This window comes from Burkholderia sp. Bp8984 (assembly GCF_003853755.1).
Taxonomy (GTDB): domain Bacteria; phylum Pseudomonadota; class Gammaproteobacteria; order Burkholderiales; family Burkholderiaceae; genus Burkholderia.
Genome location: NZ_QTQN01000033.1, coordinates 1 through 21,744, shown reverse-complemented (window position 1 = coordinate 21,744; position 21,744 = coordinate 1). Strand labels below are relative to the sequence as shown.

General features: G+C 65.0%; 21 protein-coding genes and 1 tRNA gene. 5 read left to right on the top strand and 17 right to left on the bottom strand.

Going from position 1 to position 21,744, the window contains the following annotated elements:
* Positions 1-169 precede the first annotated feature (169 nt).
* Positions 170-2,380, top strand: coding sequence for a hypothetical protein (locus DID98_RS27510; protein ID WP_124571733.1), 2,211 nt, complete (start codon positions 170-172; stop codon positions 2,378-2,380).
* An 82-nt stretch (positions 2,381-2,462) separates the two neighbouring features.
* On the opposite strand, the gene DID98_RS27505 is transcribed toward DID98_RS27510, so the two are convergent.
* From DID98_RS27505 to DID98_RS27440, 13 genes are all read right to left on the bottom strand, one after another.
* Positions 2,463-2,876, bottom strand: a complete 414-nt coding sequence (locus DID98_RS27505; RefSeq protein ID WP_124488891.1) for a MerR family transcriptional regulator — start codon at positions 2,874-2,876, stop codon at positions 2,463-2,465.
* 61 nt (positions 2,877-2,937) lie between these two features.
* Complete coding sequence (locus DID98_RS27500; RefSeq protein WP_006486093.1) at positions 2,938-3,324, bottom strand: integration host factor subunit alpha; 387 nt, start codon at positions 3,322-3,324, stop codon at positions 2,938-2,940.
* A 72-nt stretch (positions 3,325-3,396) separates the two neighbouring features.
* On the bottom strand, positions 3,397-5,826 hold the full coding sequence (gene pheT, locus DID98_RS27495; RefSeq protein ID WP_124571732.1) for a phenylalanine--tRNA ligase subunit beta: 2,430 nt from the start codon (positions 5,824-5,826) through the stop codon (positions 3,397-3,399).
* Between the two features lie 96 nt (positions 5,827-5,922).
* Entirely contained in the window at positions 5,923-6,936 is a 1,014-nt protein-coding gene (gene pheS, locus DID98_RS27490) for a phenylalanine--tRNA ligase subunit alpha (protein WP_006753318.1), read from the bottom strand.
* Between the two features lie 149 nt (positions 6,937-7,085).
* Positions 7,086-7,445, bottom strand: a complete 360-nt coding sequence (gene rplT, locus DID98_RS27485) for a 50S ribosomal protein L20 (RefSeq protein ID WP_004192938.1) — start codon at positions 7,443-7,445, stop codon at positions 7,086-7,088.
* Positions 7,446-7,475: 30 nt separating this feature from the next.
* Positions 7,476-7,673 carry a 50S ribosomal protein L35 gene (gene rpmI, locus DID98_RS27480; protein ID WP_004191477.1) on the bottom strand — a complete coding sequence of 66 codons (198 nt, stop codon included), beginning with the start codon at positions 7,671-7,673 and terminating at the stop codon, positions 7,476-7,478.
* 190 nt (positions 7,674-7,863) lie between these two features.
* On the bottom strand, positions 7,864-8,388 hold the full coding sequence (gene infC, locus DID98_RS27475; RefSeq protein ID WP_071734130.1) for a translation initiation factor IF-3: 525 nt from the start codon (positions 8,386-8,388) through the stop codon (positions 7,864-7,866).
* Between the two features lie 49 nt (positions 8,389-8,437).
* Entirely contained in the window at positions 8,438-10,345 is a 1,908-nt protein-coding gene (thrS, locus tag DID98_RS27470) for a threonine--tRNA ligase (protein WP_124522527.1), read from the bottom strand.
* 272 nt (positions 10,346-10,617) lie between these two features.
* Positions 10,618-10,694: transfer RNA gene (locus DID98_RS27460), tRNA-Val, on the bottom strand.
* A 96-nt stretch (positions 10,695-10,790) separates the two neighbouring features.
* The gene (locus tag DID98_RS27455) at positions 10,791-13,025 is read right to left on the bottom strand and encodes a bifunctional (p)ppGpp synthetase/guanosine-3',5'-bis(diphosphate) 3'-pyrophosphohydrolase (protein WP_044846048.1); all 2,235 of its coding nucleotides are present in this window, start codon (positions 13,023-13,025) and stop codon (positions 10,791-10,793) included.
* Positions 13,026-13,064: 39 nt separating this feature from the next.
* Positions 13,065-13,418, bottom strand: coding sequence for a RidA family protein (locus DID98_RS27450; protein ID WP_006758848.1), 354 nt, complete (start codon positions 13,416-13,418; stop codon positions 13,065-13,067).
* A gap of 81 nt (positions 13,419-13,499) precedes the next feature.
* Positions 13,500-14,396: an alpha/beta fold hydrolase gene (locus DID98_RS27445; protein WP_124488888.1), complete on the bottom strand. Its 897-nt coding sequence runs from the start codon at positions 14,394-14,396 to the stop codon at positions 13,500-13,502.
* A gap of 132 nt (positions 14,397-14,528) precedes the next feature.
* Positions 14,529-15,434 (bottom strand): LysR family transcriptional regulator, encoded by a 906-nt coding sequence (locus DID98_RS27440; protein ID WP_124488887.1) that lies wholly within the window; start codon positions 15,432-15,434, stop codon positions 14,529-14,531.
* Positions 15,435-15,572: 138 nt separating this feature from the next.
* On the opposite strand from DID98_RS27440, the gene DID98_RS27435 reads away from it, so the two are divergent.
* From DID98_RS27435 to DID98_RS27425, 3 genes are read left to right on the top strand one after another with little or no spacing between them, the layout of a single operon-like run.
* Entirely contained in the window at positions 15,573-16,127 is a 555-nt protein-coding gene (locus tag DID98_RS27435) for an ester cyclase (protein ID WP_124571731.1), read from the top strand.
* A gap of 11 nt (positions 16,128-16,138) precedes the next feature.
* Positions 16,139-17,152, top strand: coding sequence for a polysaccharide deacetylase family protein (locus tag DID98_RS27430; protein ID WP_124522523.1), 1,014 nt, complete (start codon positions 16,139-16,141; stop codon positions 17,150-17,152).
* A 46-nt stretch (positions 17,153-17,198) separates the two neighbouring features.
* A complete protein-coding gene (locus tag DID98_RS27425; RefSeq protein ID WP_124571730.1) occupies positions 17,199-17,912 on the top strand; it encodes an SDR family oxidoreductase in 714 nt (237 codons plus the stop codon).
* A gap of 96 nt (positions 17,913-18,008) precedes the next feature.
* On the opposite strand, the gene DID98_RS27420 is transcribed toward DID98_RS27425, so the two are convergent.
* Complete coding sequence (locus DID98_RS27420) at positions 18,009-18,650, bottom strand: CoA transferase subunit B (RefSeq protein ID WP_124488883.1); 642 nt, start codon at positions 18,648-18,650, stop codon at positions 18,009-18,011.
* Between the two features lies 1 nt (position 18,651).
* Complete coding sequence (locus tag DID98_RS27415; protein ID WP_044846055.1) at positions 18,652-19,356, bottom strand: CoA transferase subunit A; 705 nt, start codon at positions 19,354-19,356, stop codon at positions 18,652-18,654.
* Between the two features lie 223 nt (positions 19,357-19,579).
* Between DID98_RS27415 and DID98_RS27410 the strand changes: the two genes are divergently transcribed.
* Positions 19,580-20,125: a LuxR C-terminal-related transcriptional regulator gene (locus tag DID98_RS27410; RefSeq protein WP_044846056.1), complete on the top strand. Its 546-nt coding sequence runs from the start codon at positions 19,580-19,582 to the stop codon at positions 20,123-20,125.
* A 99-nt stretch (positions 20,126-20,224) separates the two neighbouring features.
* Here the strand turns inward: DID98_RS27410 and DID98_RS27405 are convergent, their stop codons facing one another.
* A complete protein-coding gene (locus tag DID98_RS27405; protein ID WP_044846057.1) occupies positions 20,225-20,656 on the bottom strand; it encodes a thioesterase family protein in 432 nt (143 codons plus the stop codon).
* 32 nt (positions 20,657-20,688) lie between these two features.
* The gene (locus tag DID98_RS27400) at positions 20,689-21,465 is read right to left on the bottom strand and encodes an SDR family oxidoreductase (RefSeq protein ID WP_044846058.1); all 777 of its coding nucleotides are present in this window, start codon (positions 21,463-21,465) and stop codon (positions 20,689-20,691) included.
* Positions 21,466-21,744: the final 279 nt, after the last annotated feature.

Here is a 21,744-nt window from a genome sequence, read left to right as displayed (position 1 = left end):
CCCGACGCCGCGAATCCTTTGCCCCGTCGTGCGCCGACCGGTGTTGCCCGCACGCCCGCTGTTTGGTAACGCCGCTCTAGCGCGCTATGCCACACTGCACGGCATCGACGACTGCGCCGCGCATCGATCGCGCGCCCTCGCCGGTCACGACAAGACATGGAGACAGACGATGCGGAATTCGGTCCGGCGCGGCCATCGCACGCCCTTGGCAAGTTTCGACTGGATGGCCGGCCTGCGACGCGCGGTCGCCCCGGTTTCACACGGCACCGCTCGCGCATTCGGCTGCGGTGCGCTTGCGCTCGCGCTGCTCTGCACCGGCTGCGCGGAACCGGCCGCGCAGCGCGACGGCAACGCGTCGGTCGCATCGACGAAGATCGAGCGCGCCAAAGCCGAACGCCTCGCTCACGAACAGCAGATCGCCCGCACGGTGCCGTCGCTCGCGTCGATCAACCTCACGCAGCCGCGCCCGTTCACGCTGCGCGACTCGGGCCAGAACGGCGCGATGACGTTCCTGCGCGACGTCGATTTCCGCATCGTCAACAACCTCGGCTTCTTCATCCATCAACTGTCCGCGACGCTCGTGCCGACGCAGGCCGGCGCCCCCATCGTGTTCGACGACCCGACGAGCTTCGAGATCGACGTACACGATGGCGCGGTCACGCTCGACAACGCAAAGCTGACCGCGCTCTTCGACACTTACATCTTCGGTTACCGCAACGCGCCGCTGCGCAAGCTTGCCGTATCGGCCGGCGACGGCGTGATCCATCTTCAAGGCGAGATGCAGCGCGACGGCTGGGTGCCGTTCTCGCTGACCGGCACGCTCGCGATCCGCGACGGCAGCCAGCTCGTATTCCACCCGACCGGCGTGCGCGTGTCGGGCATCAACGCGCAGCCGGTCATGCGCGCGGCCAACGTGAAGATGGCCGATCTGCTGAAGGTGGAAACACCGATCGCGCGGCTCGCCGGCGACGACCTCGTGATGTCGGTCGACAAGCTGATGCCGCCGCCACGGCTGAAGATCCGGATCACCGCGCTGCGCGTTACACCGGCCGGCCTCGACCTGACGCTCGACGACGGCTCGCACGCCGGCTTCGCGCTCCCCGCGAACGCGCCGCAACAGGCGATGTACATCCGCGGCGGCGACGTGAAATTCATGCGCTCGATGCCGATGAACGCCGACATCCTGATCGGCCCGGTCGATCCGACGAAGCGCGACCAGCACTTCGTGTTCGACCTGTACCACTATCGCGACCAGGTTTCGGCCGGCTATTTCAATTTCGACGAAAGCGGCGCGATGGCGATCCGGATGCCGTCGTACGCGGGCCCCGCGAGCGGCGCCGCGCTCGGCAACGCGGCCGCTCGCCTGAACGACAGCTTCCTCGCCGCGCAGCAGAACGCATTGCGCGACTCGCGCCAGCACTGGGAAGCGTTTGCACTCGCGGCCAGCGCACCGCAACCCGGCATGCAGAAAGTCGCGATGCGGCGCTCGTCGACCGTCCCGTTCAACGAACGGCACGTGTCGAACCGCAACCCGACGATCCACCTGCACAACGTCGACTTCAACCTGTCCGGCGACATCGGCTTCCATGTCGAGGATCTCGACGTGCAGCTGATCGCGAAACGCCCGGGCGAACCGGTCGATCTCGACGATCCGAACCAGTACGACATCCGCATTCTCGGCGGGACGGTCGTCGAATCGTGGAAGGCGATGTCGGCGCTCTTCAACAACTACCTGCTCGACTACTCGCCGCGCTCGCTGAACGACCTGCAGTTGAGTGCGGATGGCCAGGAATTGCGCGTCGAGGGCGGCATCAAGCTCTGGAATCACGTGCCCGGCGTGTGGCTGCCGACCGACATGAAGGGCACGCTGTCGGTGCTCGACGACCGGCACCTCGCGTTCAAGCCGGCGCAGGTATCGGTGCTCGGCATCCCGCAGGCGAAGCTGCTGCGCTCGCTCGGCATCGAGCTCGCGTCGCTGACGCCGCTGCAGCGCCGCGGCGCGGAGCTGCGCGGCGACACGCTCGTGCTCGACCAGTACACCGTGTTTCCGCCGCCGGTGCTGAACGGCAAACTCGGCCAGGCGACGGTCGAACGCGATGGGCTGCGCCTCACGTTCCGGCGTGCCGCCGACGCGCCCGCGACGAAGCGGCCGCAGATCGACGCGCCGAGCTACATGTGGATGGAAGGCGGCGACATGAAGATGTTCAACGTGCTCGAACTGAACGTGCGCGCGCTGATCCGGAACTCGGCCGAGGCCGGCCCGATGCGTTTCGACCTGTACGGCTACCGCAGCCAGGTCGCGCAGGGCTCGGTGCGGATGCTGCCGGACGGCACGCTGGTCGTCGACATGGGCAAGCCGAACCCGCTCGCATCGCGCTGACCCGCCGAGCACGAGCCCGCGTGCATGAAAAAACCCGGCGGCGCATCGCCGACCGGGTTTCCTGTTGATTCGAGCGTTGCGCTCAGTCGTGTTTGAGTCCGTCGATCACATCGAGGAGCGCCTGCCGCAACGCGATCACGTCGACCGTTGCACCCGGCTTGCCCGATACTCGCACGTCGCCGGCCGGCACATCGGGCTCGGCCGGCGCCGCGGCAGCGCGCTCGCCGCCCGGCGAATCGAGCCGGTTGCGCGCCCCGTTGATCGTGAATCCCTGTTCGTACAGCAACTCGCGAATCCGCCGGATCAGCAGCACTTCGTGGTGCTGATAGTATCGGCGATTGCCACGCCGCTTCACCGGCCGCAACTGCGTGAATTCCTGTTCCCAATAACGCAGCACGTGCGGCTTGACCCCGCACAGTTCGCTGACTTCACCGATCGTGAAATAGCGCTTCGCGGGAATCGGAGGCAAGACGACTTTCTCAACCGTAGTGGTCATCGTCGGTTAACCGTCGGTAAAGAATGCGCGGCGGCCGCGCGGAGACTTCGACGCGCGGGCGTTACTCCGCGCCGTTTTCGACCAGCGCCTTCAGCTTCTGGCTCGCGTGGAAGGTTACCACCCGGCGGGCCGCGATCGGAATCGCCTCGCCCGTCTTCGGGTTGCGGCCCGGACGCTGCGGCTTGTCGCGCAGCTGGAAGTTGCCGAACCCCGACAGCTTGACGCTTTCGCCGTTTTCGAGCGCGTCGCGGATCACTTCGAAAAACGCCTCGACCATGTCCTTCGCTTCACGCTTGTTCAGCCCGACGCTGTCGAACAGCAGCTCCGCCAGCTCCGCTTTCGTCAGCGTCGGCGTCTCGGTGGACGCCGGCGCCGAAGCGTCGCGGTTCATGGCGCTGCGTTGCGCCGTCAGGAGGGCTTCGAATTCACTCGAGGTCATGTCGTTCATATCTGCCATACAGCGCGTTAAACCAAAACTCACGATGGGGAAGCGCCACCCGCGAACGGGCGGCTCCTCTCCTTAGCCGCGCAGGCGGGCACCCGCACGAGCCATCCGCTCGACCAGCGTCTGGATCGCCTGATCGACGACCTCGTCCTGTAGCGTGCCAGCCGCATCCTGCAGCGTCACGCGGAAGGCAAGGCTCTTCTCGTGCGCGGCAAGACCACCGGAAGTATTTGATTTTGCACGAAATTCGTCGAAGAGTACAACCTTCTGAACGAATCGGCAGGCGTCTTCGGCCAGCGCCTTCTTCATTTCATCGAAAAGTGCCTGAACCTCGACCGCCTGATCGACGACAACGGCGATATCGCGCCGTACCGGCGGGAATTTCGACACGTCGGTCGGCGCCGGCAGTGCACGCGCGATCAGCGCATCCGCGTCGATTTCGAACATCACCGGCGCGTGCGGCAGCTCGTACTTCTGCATCAGGCGCGGATGCAGCTCGCCGATCCAGCCGACCGCGCGGCCATCCACTTCGATGCGTGCGCTGCGGCCCGGATGGAGGGCCGGATGCTCGGCCTTCACGAAGCGCGCGGCGGCCGGCGCGAGCAGTGCCTCGAGGTCACCCTTCACGTCGAAGAAATCGACCGCGCGGGTCGCGACGCCCCACTGCTCGTCGACTGCCGGGCCGTACGCGAGCGCGCCGACACGCTTCGGTTGAGTGTAGCCTTCGACGGTCAACTCGCCGGCCTTCACCGACGAATCCGCGAGGAACACGCGCCCCGTCTCGAACACGCGCACGCGATCCGCGCGACGGTTCAGGTTGTGGCGCAGCACGGAGATCAGGCTGCCGAACAGCGTCGTGCGCATCACCGACAGCTGGCTCGCGATCGGGTTCAGCAGGCGGATCGGATTGTCGTTGCCGGCGAAGTCGTGCTCCCACTCCGCATCGACGAAGCTGAAGTTGACCGTTTCCGCATAGTCGCGCGCCGCGAGCCCGTGACGGATATCGTGGATCGAGCGCCGCGTCTCGTTGGTCGCGCGCATCTCGCTCGTCGCGACCGGCGGACGCGCGGGAATCTTCTCGAAACCGTAAATGCGCGCCACTTCCTCGATCAGGTCTTCCTCGATCTCGATGTCGAAGCGGTGCGACGGCGGCGTGACCAGGAACGCGTCGTCGTCACGCTCGAACGGCAGGCGCAGGCGCGTGAAGATGTTCGCGATCTCGTCGGCGTCGATCTTCACGCCGATGATGCGGTTCGCGCGCGATACGCGCATCTTCACCGGCGCACGCTGCGGCAGGTTCACTGCCTGGTCGTCGACCGGGCCGGCCTTGCCGCCGCAGATCTCGAGAATCAGCTGCGTGATGCGCTCGACGTGTTCGACGGTCGTCGCGTAGTCGACGCCGCGCTCGAACCGATGGGCCGCATCGGTCGAGAAGTTGTACTTGCGCGCGCGGCCACGGATGCTGTCCGGCCACCAGAACGCGGCTTCCAGGTAGATGTTGGTCGTATCGAGCGTGACGGCCGTGCTGTCTCCGCCCATGATGCCCGCGAGGCTTTCGACCTGACGGTCGTCCGCAATCACGCCGACCGTTTCGTCGAGCTCGACCGTGTTGCCGTTCAGCAGCTTCAGCGACTCGCCGCGCTTGCCCCAGCGCACTTCGATGCCGCCGTGGATCTTGTCCAGATCGAACACGTGCGACGGACGGCCGAGCTCGAACATCACGTAGTTCGAGATGTCGACGAGCGCCGACACGCTGCGCTGGCCCGAACGCTCGAGGCGCTCGACCATCCATTGCGGCGTCTTCGCATGCGCGTTCACGCCGCGGATCACGCGACCCGAGAAGCGGCCGCACAGATCGGGCGCAGCGATGCGCACGGGCAGCGTTTCGTCGAGCTCGACGCGCACCGGACGGATATCGACCGGCGTCAGCGGCGCGCCGGTGATCGCGGCCGTCTCGCGCGCGATGCCGAACACCGACAGGCAATCGGCCTTGTTCGGCGTCAGCTTGATTTCGAAGATCGTGTCGTCGAGATTGAGCGTATCGCGGATGTCCTGGCCGACCGGCGTGTCTTCCGGCAGGATCAGCAGGCCGCTGTGGTCCTCGGACAGCTTCAGCTCGCGCGCCGAGCACAGCATCCCCTGGCTCTCCACGCCGCGCAGCTTCGACAGCTTGATCGCGAACGGCTTGCCGCCCTCTTCTGCCGGCGGCAGTTCCGCGCCGACCAGCGCGACCGGCACCTTGATGCCGGGCGCCACGTTCGGTGCGCCGCACACGATATTCAGCGTCGCGCCGGTGCCGGCGTCGACCTGGCAGACATTGAGCTTGTCCGCATCCGGATGCTTGACGACTTCGAGCACGCGGCCGACGACGATCTTCGATGTCGGCGGCGCAGCCTTGCTCAGCGATTCGACTTCGAGCCCCGCCATCGTCAGCGCGTGCGACAGTTCGTCGGTCGTCAGCTGCGGGTCGACAAAGGTTCTCAACCAGGATTCAGGGAATTGCATGGATGTCTACGTTCGAAACAGGTTAGATCGGCGCCCGGCCCCCGTCGGAAACGTCCGGCGGGGCATGCGCGGGCACATGTCGGCGCGGCGCGTGCGTTATGCGAACTGGCGCAGGAAACGCAGGTCGTTCTCGAAGAACAGCCGGAGATCCTGCACGCCGTAGCGCAGCATCGTCAGGCGCTCGAGGCCGCTGCCGAACGCAAAGCCGATGTAGCGCTCGGGATCGAGGCCCATGTTGCGGATCACGGTCGGATGCACCTGCCCCGAGCCCGAGATCTCGAGCCATTTGCCGGCGTTCTTGCCGTGCTCGAACATCATGTCGATCTCGGCCGACGGTTCCGTAAACGGGAAATACGACGGGCGGAAGCGCACGAGGATGTCGTCGCGCTCGAAGAATTTCTTCAGGAAGTCGGTATAGACGCCCTTGAGGTCGGCGAAGCTGATGTTCTCGTCGATCCACAGCCCCTCGACCTGATTGAACATCGGCGAGTGGGTCGCATCGCTGTCGACGCGATACGTGCGGCCCGGCGCGATCACCTTGATCGGCGGGCGGTTCATGCGCGCGTAACGCACCTGCATCGGGCTCGTGTGCGTGCGCAGCAGCAGCTGGCGGCCGTCGGCATCCTTGCCTTCGACGTAGAAGGTGTCCTGCATCGAACGCGCCGGATGGTTCTCCGGGCTGTTCAGCGACGTGAAGTTGTACCAGTCGGTCTCGATCTCGGGACCGTCGGCCACGTCGAAGCCGATCGAGCGGAAAATCTGTTCGACGCGCTCCCACGTGCGCATCACGGGGTGCAGGCTGCCTGCGCCGGCGCCGCGGCCCGGCAGCGTCACGTCGATCGCCTCGGCGGCGAGGCGCTGGTTCAACAGCGCGTCGGCGAGCGCCTGGCGGCGTGCGGTCAGCGCGGCTTCAACCTGCTGCTTCGCGACGTTGATGCGTGCGCCTTCGGTCTTGCGTGCTTCGGGATCGAGCTTGCCGAGGCCCTTGAGCAACTCGGTCAGCGCACCCGACTTGCCGAGAAAGCGGGCTTTCTCGTTTTCGAGCGTGGTGATGTCGGCAGCCTGTTCGAAGGACTGCTGCGCGTCGGCGACAATCTGGTCCAGATCCATAGATCCCATCATTTCCAACGTCATTCGGTCTTGGCGAGCGAAACTGCTCCACCAAACAAAAAAGGGGCTCGGAAGAGCCCCGTTTTCGCTGCAGCGGCCGAGACTACCGGAACGTCGCTGCAACTAACCACGCAGTGCTAATTTCGCAATTAGGCTGCAACGGCGGCTTTCACCTGCTTGACGATCGCAGCAAAAGCAGCCTTGTCGAACACCGCCATGTCGGCCAGGACCTTACGGTCGAGTTCGATCGACGCCTTCTTCAGGCCGTTGATGAACACGCTGTAGGTCATGTCGTGCTGGCGAACTGCCGCGTTGATACGCGTGATCCACAGTGCGCGGAACACACGCTTCTTGTTGCGGCGATCGCGGTACGCGTACTGACCAGCGCGCATCACCGCCTGCTTGGCGATGCGGTAGACGTTATTGCGACGGCCGCGATAACCCTTGGCCAGGTTGATGATCTTCTTGTGGCGGGCCCGTGCGGTTACCCCACGTTTGACTCGAGGCATGTTTCTCTCCTTGGAGTATCAGTTGAGGGGTTACGCGAACGGCAGCATTGCGCGGACGGAGTTCAGATCGGAATCATGAACTGCCGTTGCGCCGCGCAGGTGACGCTTGTTCTTCGTGGTTTTCTTGGTCAGGATGTGACGCTTGAAGGCTTGACCGCGCTTGACGGTACCGCCCGGACGCACCACGAAGCGCTTTGCAGCACTCTTCTTGGTCTTCATCTTAGGCATGACGAACAACTCCAGTTTATTTGATGGCGATGGGTGTGCGGTTGGCTTGCGCCCTTGACCCGCCCTTCGAAACCCAGTCCACTTGTGTACGGCGAACCGCTTGCGCAGCCGCCGTCATTGTTGGTGCGCCGCCCTGACCGGGCCACGCACCGAACCACTTTCGAACCTGCGCGCGTGGCGCGCGGGCCCGTTACTTCTTTTTCTTCGGCGAGAGCACCATGATCATCTGGCGCCCTTCCATCTTCGGCATCTGCTCGACCTGGCCGACTTCCTCGAGATCCGTGCGCAGACGCTCAAGCATCCGCATGCCGATCTCCTGGTGAGCCATTTCGCGGCCGCGGAAACGCAACGTGATCTTCGTCTTGTCGCCCTCTTCGAGGAAGCGCACGAGATTGCGAAGCTTGACGTTGTAGTCACCGTCATCGGTACCCGGGCGGAATTTGACTTCCTTCACCTGGATGACCTTTTGCTTCAGCTTCGCTTCGTGCTGCTTCTTCGATTCCTGGTACTTGAACTTGCCGTAATCCATCAGACGGCAAACCGGCGGAACCGCTTGCGGCGCGATTTCCACCAGGTCAACATCCAGTTCTTCCGATTTACGGAAAGCATCAGCGAGTTTTACGATACCGAGCGGTTCGTTCTCGATCCCGACCAGACGCACTTCCGGCGCAGTGATTTCACCGTTGATGCGGTGCGACGACTTATCAGTAGCGATGTTACGTTTCCTCTAAAAATTAAAAAAACGAGCCGCGCTGCCAGGGCGGTTACTTGAACGAGCGCAGGTCTTCCTGCAGACGCTCAACGAAGGCTTCGATCGGCATAACGCCAAGATCGACGCCGCCACGGGCACGCACGGCTACCGTTTGCGCATCACGCTCCTTATCGCCCACGACGAGGAGATAAGGCACCTTTTCCAGCGTGTGCTCGCGTATTTTATAGCTAATCTTCTCGTTGCGCAAATCGGCCGCCACTCTAACCCCTTGTTTTTGCAACGATTGGGCCAGGGACTGCGCATATTCGGCCTGACTTTCGGCGATATTGAGCACAATTGCCTGGAACGGCGCGAGCCAGACGGGCATTGCACCAGCATGGTGCTCGATCAAAATGCCGAGGAAACGCTCCATCGAACCGACGATCGCGCGGTGCAACATCACCGGCCGGCGGCGGCTGTTGTCTTCCGCGACGTACTCGGCGCCGAGGCGCTCCGGCAGGACCATGTCGAGCTGCAGCGTGCCGCACTGCCACGAACGGCCGAGTGCATCCTTGATGTGGTACTCGATCTTCGGGCCGTAGAACGCGCCTTCACCCGGCAACTCTTCCCACGTGAGGCCGCAGGCCGTCAGCGCGTCGCGCAGGCCCTGCTCCGCGCGATCCCACGTCTCGTCCGTGCCCGCACGCTGCTCGGGACGCAGCGACAGCTTGATGTCGATGTGATCGAAACCGAAGTCCTTGTACACGCTCATGGCCAGCGTGTTGAACGCGATCGATTCCGAGATGAACTGGTCTTCCGTACAGAAGATGTGCGCATCGTCCTGCACGAAGCCGCGCACGCGCATCAGGCCATGCAACGCGCCCGACGCCTCGTTACGATGGCACGAACCGAATTCCGCGTAGCGCAGCGGCAGGTCGCGGTACGAGCGCAGGCCGTGCTTGAACACCTGGACGTGCCCCGGACAGTTCATCGGCTTGATCGCGTAGTCGCGCTTCTCCGACTCCGTCGTGAACATGTTCTCGCGGTAGTTCTGCCAGTGGCCCGACGCTTCCCACAGCGAGCGGTCCATGATCATCGGCGTCTTGATCTCGAGGTAGCCGGCTTCGTTCACGCGGCGGCGCATGTACTGCTCGACCTGCTGCCACAGCGCCCAGCCCTTCGGATGCCAGAACACCATGCCCGGCGACTCTTCCTGCATGTGGAACAGGTCGAGTTGCTTGCCGAGCTTGCGGTGGTCGCGCTTTTCCGCTTCCTCGAGCATGTGCAGGTATTGATCCTGGTCTTCCTTCTTCGTCCAGGCCGTCCCGTAGATGCGCTGCAGCTGCTCGTTCTTCGAGTCGCCGCGCCAGTACGCGCCCGCGACCTTCATCAGCTTGAAGACCTTCAGCTTGCCGGTCGACGGCACGTGCGGGCCGCGGCAGAGGTCGGTGAAGCCGCCGTGCGAGTACAGCTTGATTTCGTCACTTTGCGGAATCGATTCGATGATCTCGGCCTTGTACTTCTCGCCGAGGCTGCGGAAATAGCCGGCCGCCTCGTCGCGCGATACGACGCGGCGCGTCACCGGCTCGTCCTTCTTCGCGAGTTCCTGCATGCGCTTTTCGATCTTTTCCAGATCTTCAGGCGTAAACGGGCGGTTGTACGAGAAGTCGTAATAGAAGCCGTTGTCGATCACCGGACCGATCGTCACCTGCGCATCCGGATACAGATCCTTCACCGCATAGGCGAGCAAGTGCGCGGTCGAGTGACGAATGATGTCGAGACCGTCGGCATCCTTGTCCGTGACGATCGCGAGCGATGCGTCGCGATCGATGACCGTGGACGTATCGACCAGCTCGCCATCGAGCTTGCCACCAAGCGCAGCCTTCGCAAGGCCGGGACCGATCGAGGCCGCAACCTCGGCAACTGTCACCGGATGCTCGTATTGTCGAACTGAGCCGTCAGGCAAGCGTATCGAAACCATAGCAATCTCCGTGATGCCGACAGTGGGCGGCAAACCAAGCACGCGATATCAAAGTCACGCGCGAAAATTTCGCGACAAAAAAAATGCGGCCCCGCTTTCGAGGGGCCGCATTCGATACTTCACTCAAACTGAAAGGGCGAAAACGTTCCTCGACTAGCGTCGCTCCGAAAAGGTTTCGGTCAACGTTCGCGGTGTCATAACCGTATTCGCCTTGTTCGCGTTGAGTTATTTACTGCATCGAACACCCGAAAAACCGGGCATTCTCAATTCGTTGGTAGGCTCGATTGGACTCGAACCAACGACCCCCACCATGTCAAGGTGGTGCTCTAACCAGCTGAGCTACGAGCCTAGAGAAGCTAAGATTATATGGAGCCAACGCAGACTTGGCAAGCGTTTTTATGCGGCCGCAGCAAAATGATCGGGCTCCAACCCCATTACAGGGACATCAAGCCTTGCGCCCCGCCCGCACGACGCCCGGCACTTCGCCGAGCAGCGTGCACGCCCGCTGCACCTGCGCGGAATTCGACACCTCGACCGTGAACTGCATGAATGCCGCGTTGCGGCGGCTCTGCGTCTTCACGCCCACCACGTTCATCTTCTCGCGCGCGAACACTTCAGAGATATCGCGCAGCAGGCCTTGCCTGTCGCTCGCCTCGATCATCAGGTCGACCGGATAGACGGACACGCCACGGCCGCCCAGCACGTCGGCCGACCAGGTCGTCTGCAGTACGCGCTCCGGCGCCCGCTCGGCCATCCGCCGGAACGTCGGGCAGTCGCTGCGGTGGATCGACATCCCCTTGCCGCGCGTCACGAAACCACTGATCGGGTCGGGCGGCGCCGGACGGCAGCAGCGCGCAAGCTGCGTCAGCAACGCATCGACACCGACCACCAGCACGCCGGTCGACGCGCCGTGCGCGACGCTCGCCCCGCTGCTGCGCTTCTCGAAATCGGCGGGCGCCTCGGGCGCATGGTCGGGCGGCGGCGCATCGGACAGCGCGTGCTCGACGTTGCGCAGGCTGAATTCCTCCTTGCCGACGACCGAGAACAACTCATCGGGCGACTTGAAGCCGAGCTTCGCGGCCAGATTGTCGAGGTTGACCGACGTCTTGCCCTCGCGCTGCAGCGTCTTTTCGACGAGCGCGCGACCATGCGCGATGTTCTCTTCCTGCTCGATCGAGTTGAACCACGCACGCACCTTCTGTCGCGCGCGCGGGCTCTTCAGGTAGCCGAGCTGCAGGTTCAGCCAGTCGCGCGACGGCCCGCCCTCCTTCACCGCGACGATCTCGACCGTCTGGCCGTTGGCGAGCGACGTGTTCAGCGGCACCATCACGCCGTCGACGCGCGCGCCGCGGCAGCGATGGCCAAGCTCGCTGTGCAGGTGATACGCGAAATCGACCGGCGTCGCGCCCTGCGGCAGCGCGATCACGCGCGCCTGCGGCGTCAGCACGTAGATATGGTCGTCGTCGAGCGACGTCTCGCGCAGCTGTGCCCACGCCTTGTCGCCCGAGACTTCGGTGCCGTCCTCGACGTCGTCCTTCCATGCGAGCAGCTGGCGCAGCCACGCGATCTTCTCGTCGTACTTGTCGCTCGCCGAGAACTGGCCGCCATAGCCGCGCGCGCCCGCTTCCTTGTAGCGCCAGTGCGCGGCGACGCCGTACTCCGCGAAGCGGTGCATTTCCTGCGTGCGGATCTGTACTTCGAACGCGCGACCGTCGTCGCCGATCACGACCGTATGCAGCGACTTGTAGCCGTTCGGCTTGGGGCGCGAGATGTAATCGTCGAATTCCTTCGGCACCGGCTGCCACAGGTGATGCACGATGCCGAGCACCGCGTAGCAATCCTTGATGTCCGGCACGATCACGCGGAATGCACGCACGTCGTACAGCTCGGAGAAGTCGAGCTCCTTGCCGCGCATCTTGCGCCAGATGCTGTAGATGTGCTTCGGCCGACCGCTCACGTCGGCCGGGATGTGCGCTTCCGCCAGTTCGTGCTGCAGCCGCTCGATCGCCTGCGCGACGTACGCCTCGCGTTCGATGCGCTTTTCGTCGAGCAGCTTGGCGATGCGCTTGTAGGTGACCGGATCCTCGAAGCGGAACGCGAGGTCCTCGAGCTCCCACTTCAGTTGCCAGATACCGAGACGGTTCGCGAGCGGCGCATAGATCTCGAGCGTCTCGCGCGCGACGTCGGGGGGCGGGTCGATCTTCGCCGCCGCGTAGTAGCGCAGCGACTGCAGCCGCGACGCCAGCCGGATCAGCACCACGCGGATGTCCTGCGCGAACGCGAGCAGCATCTTGCGCAGCGCCTCGATCTGCGTGCGCCGCTCTTCCGCGGCGTCGCGCCCGGCGTCGGGCATCGCGTTCTGCGCGGCGCGCAGGCTCACGGTGCCGAGCCGCAGCAGCTTGCGCACGTCGGATACGAGCCGCGCAACCTCTTCGCCGAAGCGTTCGGTCAACTCCCGCTCCGGGTCGTTCAGGTGCGGCGTCAGCACGAACAGCGCAGCCGCCTGCATCGCGTGCGGGTCGACGTTCAGCGTGCGCATGATCGACGCCGTGCCCGCCGAATGATCGGCGAGCAACTCGCCCGTCGACAGGCGCGCGTCGCCGGCCCGCTCGCGCACGAACGCGAGCACGTCGTCGAACGACGGCGCCGCGACGGAAGAAGCGGAAACGGACTCGGTCATTGCACGGCCTGGCGTATTGCGGTCATCGTGATGCTTCGCTCAGCTCCGCTGCGCGGCGACGACGACGATCTCGACGAGCAGCGCCGGATCCGCGAGCTTCGCCTCGACGGTCGCGCGCGGCGGCGTATTGCCGGGCGCGACCCACGCGTCCCACTCCGCATTCATGCCTTCGAAGTTCGCGAGATCCGAAATGTAGATCTGCACCGACAGCAGATGCGCCTTGTCGCTGTTCGCTTCGGCGAGCAGGCGGTCGATGTGGCCGAGCACTTCGCGCGTCTGGCCCTTGATGTCCTGGGTGGTGTCTTCGGCAATCTGGCCGGCCAGATACACGGTACCGTTGTGGATCGCGGTTTCGGAGAGACGGGCCCCGACGTGGTGACGAATGACTGCCATGGAATGTTCCGGTCGTGTGAGTAGGTGAAGTATCGGCGACGACACGGCCCGCGTGCCGCCGAACCGCATATTATGACGCGTTTATGCGCCGCCTTCGACGAAAAACCGGCGGGCGAGCGCAATCTGGTCGGCACTGATGAACGCCGGCGCATGGCCCGCGTCCTGGATCTCGGCTTGCGTCACGTGCCGGCCGCGCCGCACCATCTCGGCCGCCGTGTCGCGCGACAGCAGGTCGGAACGCTCGCCGCGCACGACCAGCAGCGACGCATCGGTGGTCTCGATCGCGCGCCACAGCGCGGCCTCGCCGAGCGCGGCCAGTTCGGGCGTCGTCGCCTTGAACGGCTCCGCGATGCGCGGATCGTAGCGCATCGTCCAGCCGCCGTCGGGCAACTCGCGCAGCAACGGCCCGTTGATCTCGCGCCACTCGTCGCCGCTCAATGCGCCGAACGGCAGCGACAGCGACGTCAGATAGTCGATGCCCTCCTGCTCCGTCGCGAAGCGCGGCTGCACGCCGAGGTATTCGCCGATGCGCGTCAGCGAATCGGGCTCGATGCGCGGGCCGACGTCGTTGACGATCATCCGGCGCAGCGGCGAACCGGGCAGCCCCGCGAGCGCCATGCCGATCAGCCCGCCCATCGACGTGCCGAACCAGTCGACCGACTCGACGTCGAGCCGCGCGATCAGCGTCACCATGTCGGCCACGTATTGCGGAATCGCATAAAGCCGCGGATCGGCGAGCCAGTCGGAGCGCCCGCGCCCGACGACGTCGGGGCAGACGACGCGATACGTATCGGACAGCGCGGCGGCGAGCCGGTCGAAGTCGCGCCCCGAACGGGTCAGGCCGTGCACGCAGAGCAGCACGCGCGGATTGGCGGGGTCGCCCCATTCGGTATAGGCGACGTGGTGAAGGCCTGCGGCGCTCGCACACTGCACCCGTCGCTGACGGGGAACCGGAGGATTCGCTGAGGTTGTTGGCATCGTTGGCATCCTGTCGAACGTGGACGGTGCGGCGGGCAATGCTTGCACCACCCGATGCAAACGATTGTAAACCGCTTCTTAACGGCGGGTCGTCACGCGCCTGCGGTCATCCGGCGCATCGTTCGCACCGGCTCACGCGCCGCGGCGCCACGAGGCGCGCAACTGCTCGCGCAGGAAGTCGATGAATGCCCGTACGCGCAACGGCACGTGACGCCCGCCGGGATAGACCGCATGAAGCGGTGCCGCGGGTGCGGCGAATGCCGGCAGCACGCGGACGAGCCGGCCCGCGTCGAGGTCGGCACCGACGTCCCAGATCGACTTCAGCGCGATGCCCGCGCCCTCCAGCGCCAACGTACGAGCCGCACCGCCGTCGTTCGTCAGCAGCGCGGCCGTCACTTCGACCGCAACCGCGCCCTGTACACCGTCGAACCGCCACTCCGCACGCGGCTGGTCGCCCATCACGATGCATCGGTGCATGCGAAGCTCGGCGGGATGGGCCGGCAGCCCGTGCACGGCGAGATAGCTCGACGACGCGCACAGCACGCGATGATTCGGCGCCAGCTCGCGCGCGATCATCGTCGAATCGGCGAGGCTGCCGATCCGCACGGCAACGTCGATGTCCTGCGCGAGCAGATCCACGATCGCGTCGGTCAGCATCAGGTGCACGGTCAACTCCGGATGTTGCCGTTGAAACGCGGCGACGAGCGGCGCGATCCGCAGCCGGCCGAGTTCGCCGGGCGCCGTCAGGCGCAGCACGCCGCTGACCGTGCCGCGACGATCGCTCATCAGCGTTTCGGCGCGATCGACCTCGGCCAGGATGCGCAGCACCTGCGCATGGAACTGCGCACCGTCGTCGGTCAGCGTCTGCTGTCGCGTCGTCCGGTGCAGCAGACGCACGCCGAGCTGCGACTCGAGATGCGCGAGCCGCTTGCTGACGACGGACAGCGACAAGTCCAGCTCGCGCGCCGCCGCGGACAGGCTACCGGCCGACACGATTCTCGCGAAGGTATCGAGCGCCGGGAGATCGTCGATCAGCATCGCGGCACCCGCTTCGCCTCGCCCTTTCTTTTTTTCGAATAATCCATTCGCTTTTAGACCGTATTTGTGTTCAGAACGGAAACCTACCATACCTGTTCCGCGTCGTCCCGCGACGCCATTCACAGGACATCCGAAACCATGTCGATCCTTCCTTCGAACGTGCGCCCGCTCACCCGCGTCATCGCCGCGGCGGCCTGCGTCGCTGCGCTGTCGCCTGTCGCGGCCCGCGCCGCCGACCTTCTCGACCCACACGGCCTGACCGTCGCGACCGACGTGCCGGCTACGCAGGCGCGCGCGCAGATCCTCGCCGCGCGTCGCTACGGCACGTTCTGGGATACCGGTGATGCGACCCTCGCCCGCGCTGCACTCGCGGCCGATTTCGTCGACCGGACGTTGCCGGCCGGCCGTCAACAAGGCGTAGCGGGGCCACTCGCGGCGTCCAGGACGATGCGCACGGCCATCCCGGACCTGCATTGCGACATCGAACAGATGATCGTGGCGGGCGACCGTGTCGTCGTGCACCTGCACTTTCGCGGCCATTTCACCGGCACGTTCAACGGAACGACCGGAAGCGGACAGGCGATCGACTTCATCGCGACCGACATCTACCGCATCGTCCAAGGTCGGATAGCGGAAAACTGGCACATCGAGGACAACCTGACGCTGATGCGTCAGCTCGGGCTCGTCGGCTGACGGAGGGGACGATGACTGACAGCGACTACGATTCTTCGGCGATGCGTCCGGCGCGCCGCAAGTTTCTTGCACAAGCAGGCGCCGGGGCGGCCGCCGGCATCGCGATGGCCGCGGGCGCCTCCCGGTCGGCAACTGCCGCGCCAATATCGGATGCTGCCGGGACGAACGCCAGCGGGTTCTGGCCGGACAACACGCGGCTCGCCATCTCGATCTCGATGCAGTTCGAGGCCGGCGGACAACCGCCCAAGGGCGCGGACAGCCCGTTCCCGTCCGTCGAGTTTCCACCGTCGGTCCCGGTCGACCTCGCGTCGGCCACGTGGTTCGCATATGGCTACCGTGAAGGGATCCCGCGTCTTCTCGACCTGTGGGACCGGCATGGCGTGAAGGTCACGTCGCACATGATCGGGGAAGCCGTGCGCCGGCATCCCGAACTGGCACGCGAGATCGTGTCGCGCGGCCACGAAGCGGCCGCGCACGGCCCGACCTGGCGGTCGCAATTCGCAATGAGCCGCGACGACGAGCGCCGCTTCCTCACCGAAGCCCGCGACATGGTCGAAGCGGCGACGGGACGGCGCCCGATCGGCTACAACTGCAACTGGCTGCGGCGCGGACCGCACACGCTGCCGCTGCTGCAGGAACTCGGCTACGTGTATCACATCGACGACGTCAGCCGCGACGAGCCCTTCATCGAAACCGTCGACGGCCGCGATTTCGCGGTCGTTCCATACACGTTGCGCAACAACGACATCCTGCTGATCGAAGGCCGCAATTACTCGCCGACGATGTTTCTCGAGCAGATCAAGCTCGATTTCGACCAGTTGTACGCGGAAGCCGGCCAGCGGCGACGATTGATGTCGATCAGCGCGCACGACCGGATCAGCGGCACGCCGCAGATGGTCCGCGCCTGGGACGCGTTCCTGCACTACGCTCGATCGCATCCGGGCGTTGCCTTCATGCGCAAGGACGACATCGCCCGCTTTGCGCTGCGCAGCCCGTCGACGTTGCGCGAAGCCGAAACGATCTAACCGGATTGCGCTCACCTGCTCACCCCCTCACCTCGGAAGGACCACCATGAACGACTCACTCCACGGAAAGAAGGTACTCGTCGTCGGCGGCAGCTCCGGCATCGGTGCCGCCGCCGCGACCGCATTCGCACGACTCGGCGCTGTCGTGACGATCGCATCGCGCGACCCTGCCAGGGTCAATGCAGATGCCGCGCCGGGCGCGCAAGTACGCACCGAAGCGCTCGACATCACGGATACGGCGGCCGTCGATGCGTTCTGCGCGCGTGCCGGCCAGTTCGACCACGTCGTGATTTCGGCCGCGAAGACAGCGACGGGCCCGGTCCGCGCACTGCCGCTTGCCGACGCGCAGGCCGCGATGGACAGCAAGTTCTGGGGCGCATACCGCGTCGCACGCTCGATCGATATCGCACCCGGCGGTTCGCTGACGTTCGTGTCGGGCTACCTAAGCGTGCGACCGAACGCGTCGTCGGTACTGCAGGGGGCCATCAACGCGGCACTCGAGGCGCTCGCCCGCGGCCTTGCGCTCGAGCTGTCGCCCGTGCGGGTGAATACCGTATCACCGGGCCTGATCGCGACGCCGCTGTGGGACAAGCTCGCCCCCGATGCGCGCGACGCGATGTACGCGGGCGCCGCGCAGCGCCTCCCGGCACGCCGCGTGGGCCAGCCGGAGGACGTCGCGAATGCGATCGTGTATCTGGCGGCAACACCTTATGCAACCGGCTCGACGGTGCTGATCGACGGCGGCGGCGCGATCGCGTGATTAGCGTGATTCGGGTGACGTATGCGGTCATGACAAAACGCCCCGCGTTCCACAGGGGAACGCGGGGCGTCGAGCGTCGAGACGAAAGGCCGGCGCTTACGCGACCGCGCTCACGTCGAGCGGCGCGCCCGTCTTTGCCTGGATCTCTTCCGCGCTTACGCCGTCGGCGAGTTCGAGCACCTTCAGGCCGGCCGGCGTCACTTCGATCACGCCGAGATCGGTGATGATCAGGTCGACCACGCCGACACCCGTCAGCGGCAGGTTGCATTCGTCGAGGATCTTGTGCTGGTCGCCCTTCGCGACATGCTCCATCAGCACGACGACGCGCTTCACGCCCGCGACGAGGTCCATCGCGCCGCCCATCCCCTTGATCATCTTGCCCGGGATCATCCAGTTCGCGAGGTCGCCCTTCTTGCTGACCTGCATCGCGCCGAGGATCGCGAGGTTGATGTGGCCGCCGCGAATCATCGCGAACGAATCGGCCGACGAGAAGATCGACGAGCCCGGCAACGTCGTGACGGTCTGCTTGCCGGCGTTGATCAGGTCGGCGTCGACCTCGTCCTCGGTCGGCGACGGGCCGATGCCGAGCAGCCCGTTCTCCGACTGCAGCCACACTTCGACGCCTTCCGGCACGTGGTTCGCGACGAGCGTCGGCAGGCCGATGCCGAGGTTCACATAGAAGCCGTCCTGCAGTTCCTTCGCCGCGCGCGCGGCCATCTGGTCACGATTCCAGGCCATGTCAGTCTCCTTTCGCGCGTACGACGCGTTGTTCGATGCGTTTTTCGGGCGTCGCGTTCAGCACGATGCGCTGCACGAAGATCCCCGGCGTGTGGACATGGTCCGGATCGAGTTCGCCGTTCTCGACGATCTCCTCGACTTCCGCCACGGTGATCTTGCCCGCCATCGCGCACATCGGGTTGAAGTTGCGCGCGGTGCGGCGATAGATCAGGTTGCCGGACTTGTCGGCCTTCCATGCCTTCACCAGCGCGACGTCGGCCGTCAGCGACGGCTCGAGCACGTAGTGGCGATCGCCGAACTGGCGCGTTTCCTTGCCTTCCGCGATCACGGTGCCGTAGCCGGTGTTCGTGAAAAAGGCGGGGATGCCGGCGCCGCCCGCGCGCAGCTTCTCGGCGAGCGTGCCCTGCGGCGTGAATTCGAGCTCGAGTTCGCCGGCCAGGTACTGGCGCTCGAACTCCTTGTTCTCGCCGACGTACGACGAGATCATCTTCCGGATCTGGCGCGTTTCCAGCAACAGGCCGAGACCGAAGCCGTCGACGCCTGCGTTGTTGCTGATGCAGGTGATGCCCTTGACGCCGGAATCGCGCAGCGCCGCGATCAGCGCCTCGGGAATCCCGCACAGGCCGAAGCCGCCCACCGCGAAGGTCTGTCCGTCGCGGACGATCCCTTCCAGCGCGGCGGCCGCGCTTGGATAGACTTTGTTCATCTGTATGTCCCTTCCTCTATGGAAACCAGCAAAACCGGTTCACGCGCCCACTGGGCCGCAAGCCCGCCGCATCATTCTATGCATGCACGGCGATACCTGCGTCGAGGCGCGCTGTTTTTATATCGCGGCACACCGCCGCGAGATGCCTGAAAGGGTACGATGTGACGCCGATACGGCACAATACGCAAAAATACATAAGCATTTGCCTCCGCTTGCCCGCGCCATGCCCGCTCTCGATTACCAGACTGCCTTTCACCTCGCGCCGCTCGGCCTCGTGATGTCGCGCGACCGCGTGATCGAGGACTGCAACGACGCGCTCGCGGCGATCTTCCGCTGCGCGCGGGCCGATCTGATCGGCAAGTCGTACGAGGTGCTGTATCCGTCGCCGGACGAATTCCAGCGCATCGGCGAGCGCATCTCGCGCGTGATGATCGCGAACGGCACCTACGCCGATGACAGAATCATGAAACGGGCCGACGGCGAGCTGTTCTGGTGCCACGTGACGGGCCGCGCGCTCGACCGCACCGCGCCGCTCGCGGCGGGCGTCTGGACCTTCGAGGACCTGAGCGCGACGCGCCGGGTCGCCGTCGAGCTGACGCCGCGCGAACGCGAGATCGCCGCGCAGCTCGCGACCGGCAAGACCAGCAAGCAGATCGGGCGCGTGCTCGACATCAGTTCGCGCACGGTCGACATCTATCGGGCGCGGCTGATGCGCAAGTACGGCACGAACAATACGCCGGAGCTGCTGCAGCGCCTGCTCGGCCAGTAAGACGCGCCCCGGAATGGCAATCGGCCGCGTGAAGCGGCCGATTCGGGAGATCATCGGGAAATGGCGACACACCGGGCGCCGGCTTCGGCGCCGCCGCGCTCAGCCGACCTGCGCCGCGAGCGCGCGCTCGATCGTATCGCGCAGCAGTTGCGGCAGCGGCACCGACTTGCCGAGCGCGTAGTCGACCCACACGCAGCGCGCGTTGCCGCGCGCATACACGTGCTGCGGATCGTCCGCGCGCGTCAGCTCGAAACCGGTGTCGAAGCTGCTGCGGCCCGGCTTCGCGGCCGACATCTTCGCGATCACGTCGCCCGGATAGTGCAGTTGCTTCAGGAACTCCATCGACGCCGTGACGATCACGGGCCCCTGCCCCTCGCCGTTGCCGCCCGCGATGCCGAGTTCCTCGAACCACGAGATCCGCGCCTGTTCCATGTAGCGGAAATAGACCGTGTTGTTTACGTGGCCGAACGCATCCATGTCGCCCCAGCGGATCGGCATCGACATTTCAAATACGGGGGAATATTCGCTCATTGCAGTCTTCTTTGTTGCTGAATGTCATCCACTCAGGCGAGGCCGAAGCCATCGTCGGCGGAGATAATCGAGCCATTGATGAACTGCGACTCGTCGGCCGCGAGCAACAACAACAGCCCGTCGAGATCCTGCGGCTTGCCGACGCGCCGGCGCGGCAGCATCGACTGCAGCTTCTGGCCCTGCTCGGTTTCCCACAGGTAATGATTGATTTCGGTATCGATATAGCCCGGACAGATCGCGTTGACGTTGATCCCGTGGCGGCCCCATTCGAGCGCCATCGCGCGCGTCATCTGCACGACCGCCGACTTGCTCATCGCATACAGCCCGATCTGCGGAAACACGCGCAGCCCCGCCACCGACGCGATGTTGATGATCCGGTAAGGCGGTTTGCCGTTGCCGTTCGCGCGCATGATCATCCGCTTCGCGACTTCCTGCGCGACGAAAAACGCGCCGCGCGTATTGGTGTCGAACACGAACTCGAAATCGGACGGCGTGACGTCGACGAGCTTCTGCATCGTCGAGACGCCCGAATTGTTCACGAGGATGTCGATCGTGCCGGCTTCCGTCTCCGCGTGCGCGATGGCCGCCTTGATGCTCTGCACGTCGGTGACGTCGAGCGACACCACGTGCGCGGCACCGCCCGCCGCCTCGATCTCCGCGCGCAGTTCCTTCAGGCGCTCGACGCGGCGGCTCGCGAGCACGACCTTCGCGCCGGCCTGCGACAGCACCTGCGCAAAGCGTTGCCCGAGGCCGCTTGATGCGCCCGTGACCAACGCGACCTTGCCTTCCAGATTGATCGATCGACCCATTGCACATCCCCTTTCGATGTCGTTTCGCCGCCGCGGGCGCCCTGTCCCACGCAGCATAACCCTAGCACATAAAATAGAACGATCGTGCTAATGTATCCGCATGCTGTTGCGGCAAGCGTTTCGTTTCGCAGACAATACGCTCCCGAATAAAAGCATTCTAACGGTTAGAGGAACGCCAATGACCCCCGCAAGCCTCATCGAGCAATACGGCCCGCGCGAATCGATGGAATACGACGTCGTGATCGTCGGCGGCGGCCCGGCCGGGCTGTCGGCCGCGAT

Bases quoted from the DNA above. Each gene is read 5' to 3' on its own strand.
- DID98_RS27435 (WP_124571731.1), top strand. From the start codon at position 15,573: ATGTCGATCCTTCCTTCGAACGTGCGCCCGCTCACCCGCGTCATCGCC.
- DID98_RS27510 (WP_124571733.1), top strand. From the start codon at position 170: ATGCGGAATTCGGTCCGGCGCGGCCATCGCACGCCCTTGGCAAGTTTC.
- DID98_RS27450 (WP_006758848.1), bottom strand. From the start codon at position 13,418: ATGGCAGTCATTCGTCACCACGTCGGGGCCCGTCTCTCCGAAACCGCG.
- DID98_RS27405 (WP_044846057.1), bottom strand. From the start codon at position 20,656: ATGAGCGAATATTCCCCCGTATTTGAAATGTCGATGCCGATCCGCTGG.
- pheT (WP_124571732.1), bottom strand. From the start codon at position 5,826: ATGCAATTCCCTGAATCCTGGTTGAGAACCTTTGTCGACCCGCAGCTG.
- DID98_RS27500 (WP_006486093.1), bottom strand. From the start codon at position 3,324: ATGAACGACATGACCTCGAGTGAATTCGAAGCCCTCCTGACGGCGCAA.
- rpmI (WP_004191477.1), bottom strand. From the start codon at position 7,673: ATGCCTAAGATGAAGACCAAGAAGAGTGCTGCAAAGCGCTTCGTGGTG.
- DID98_RS27415 (WP_044846055.1), bottom strand. From the start codon at position 19,356: ATGAACAAAGTCTATCCAAGCGCGGCCGCCGCGCTGGAAGGGATCGTC.
- DID98_RS27430 (WP_124522523.1), top strand. From the start codon at position 16,139: ATGACTGACAGCGACTACGATTCTTCGGCGATGCGTCCGGCGCGCCGC.
- rplT (WP_004192938.1), bottom strand. From the start codon at position 7,445: ATGCCTCGAGTCAAACGTGGGGTAACCGCACGGGCCCGCCACAAGAAG.
- DID98_RS27440 (WP_124488887.1), bottom strand. From the start codon at position 15,434: ATGCTGATCGACGATCTCCCGGCGCTCGATACCTTCGCGAGAATCGTG.
- DID98_RS27505 (WP_124488891.1), bottom strand. From the start codon at position 2,876: ATGACCACTACGGTTGAGAAAGTCGTCTTGCCTCCGATTCCCGCGAAG.
- DID98_RS27455 (WP_044846048.1), bottom strand. From the start codon at position 13,025: ATGACCGAGTCCGTTTCCGCTTCTTCCGTCGCGGCGCCGTCGTTCGAC.
- DID98_RS27410 (WP_044846056.1), top strand. From the start codon at position 19,580: ATGCCCGCTCTCGATTACCAGACTGCCTTTCACCTCGCGCCGCTCGGC.
- DID98_RS27400 (WP_044846058.1), bottom strand. From the start codon at position 21,465: ATGGGTCGATCGATCAATCTGGAAGGCAAGGTCGCGTTGGTCACGGGC.
- DID98_RS27420 (WP_124488883.1), bottom strand. From the start codon at position 18,650: ATGGCCTGGAATCGTGACCAGATGGCCGCGCGCGCGGCGAAGGAACTG.
- DID98_RS27425 (WP_124571730.1), top strand. From the start codon at position 17,199: ATGAACGACTCACTCCACGGAAAGAAGGTACTCGTCGTCGGCGGCAGC.
- pheS (WP_006753318.1), bottom strand. From the start codon at position 6,936: ATGGATCTGGACCAGATTGTCGCCGACGCGCAGCAGTCCTTCGAACAG.
- DID98_RS27445 (WP_124488888.1), bottom strand. From the start codon at position 14,396: ATGCCAACAACCTCAGCGAATCCTCCGGTTCCCCGTCAGCGACGGGTG.
- thrS (WP_124522527.1), bottom strand. From the start codon at position 10,345: ATGGTTTCGATACGCTTGCCTGACGGCTCAGTTCGACAATACGAGCAT.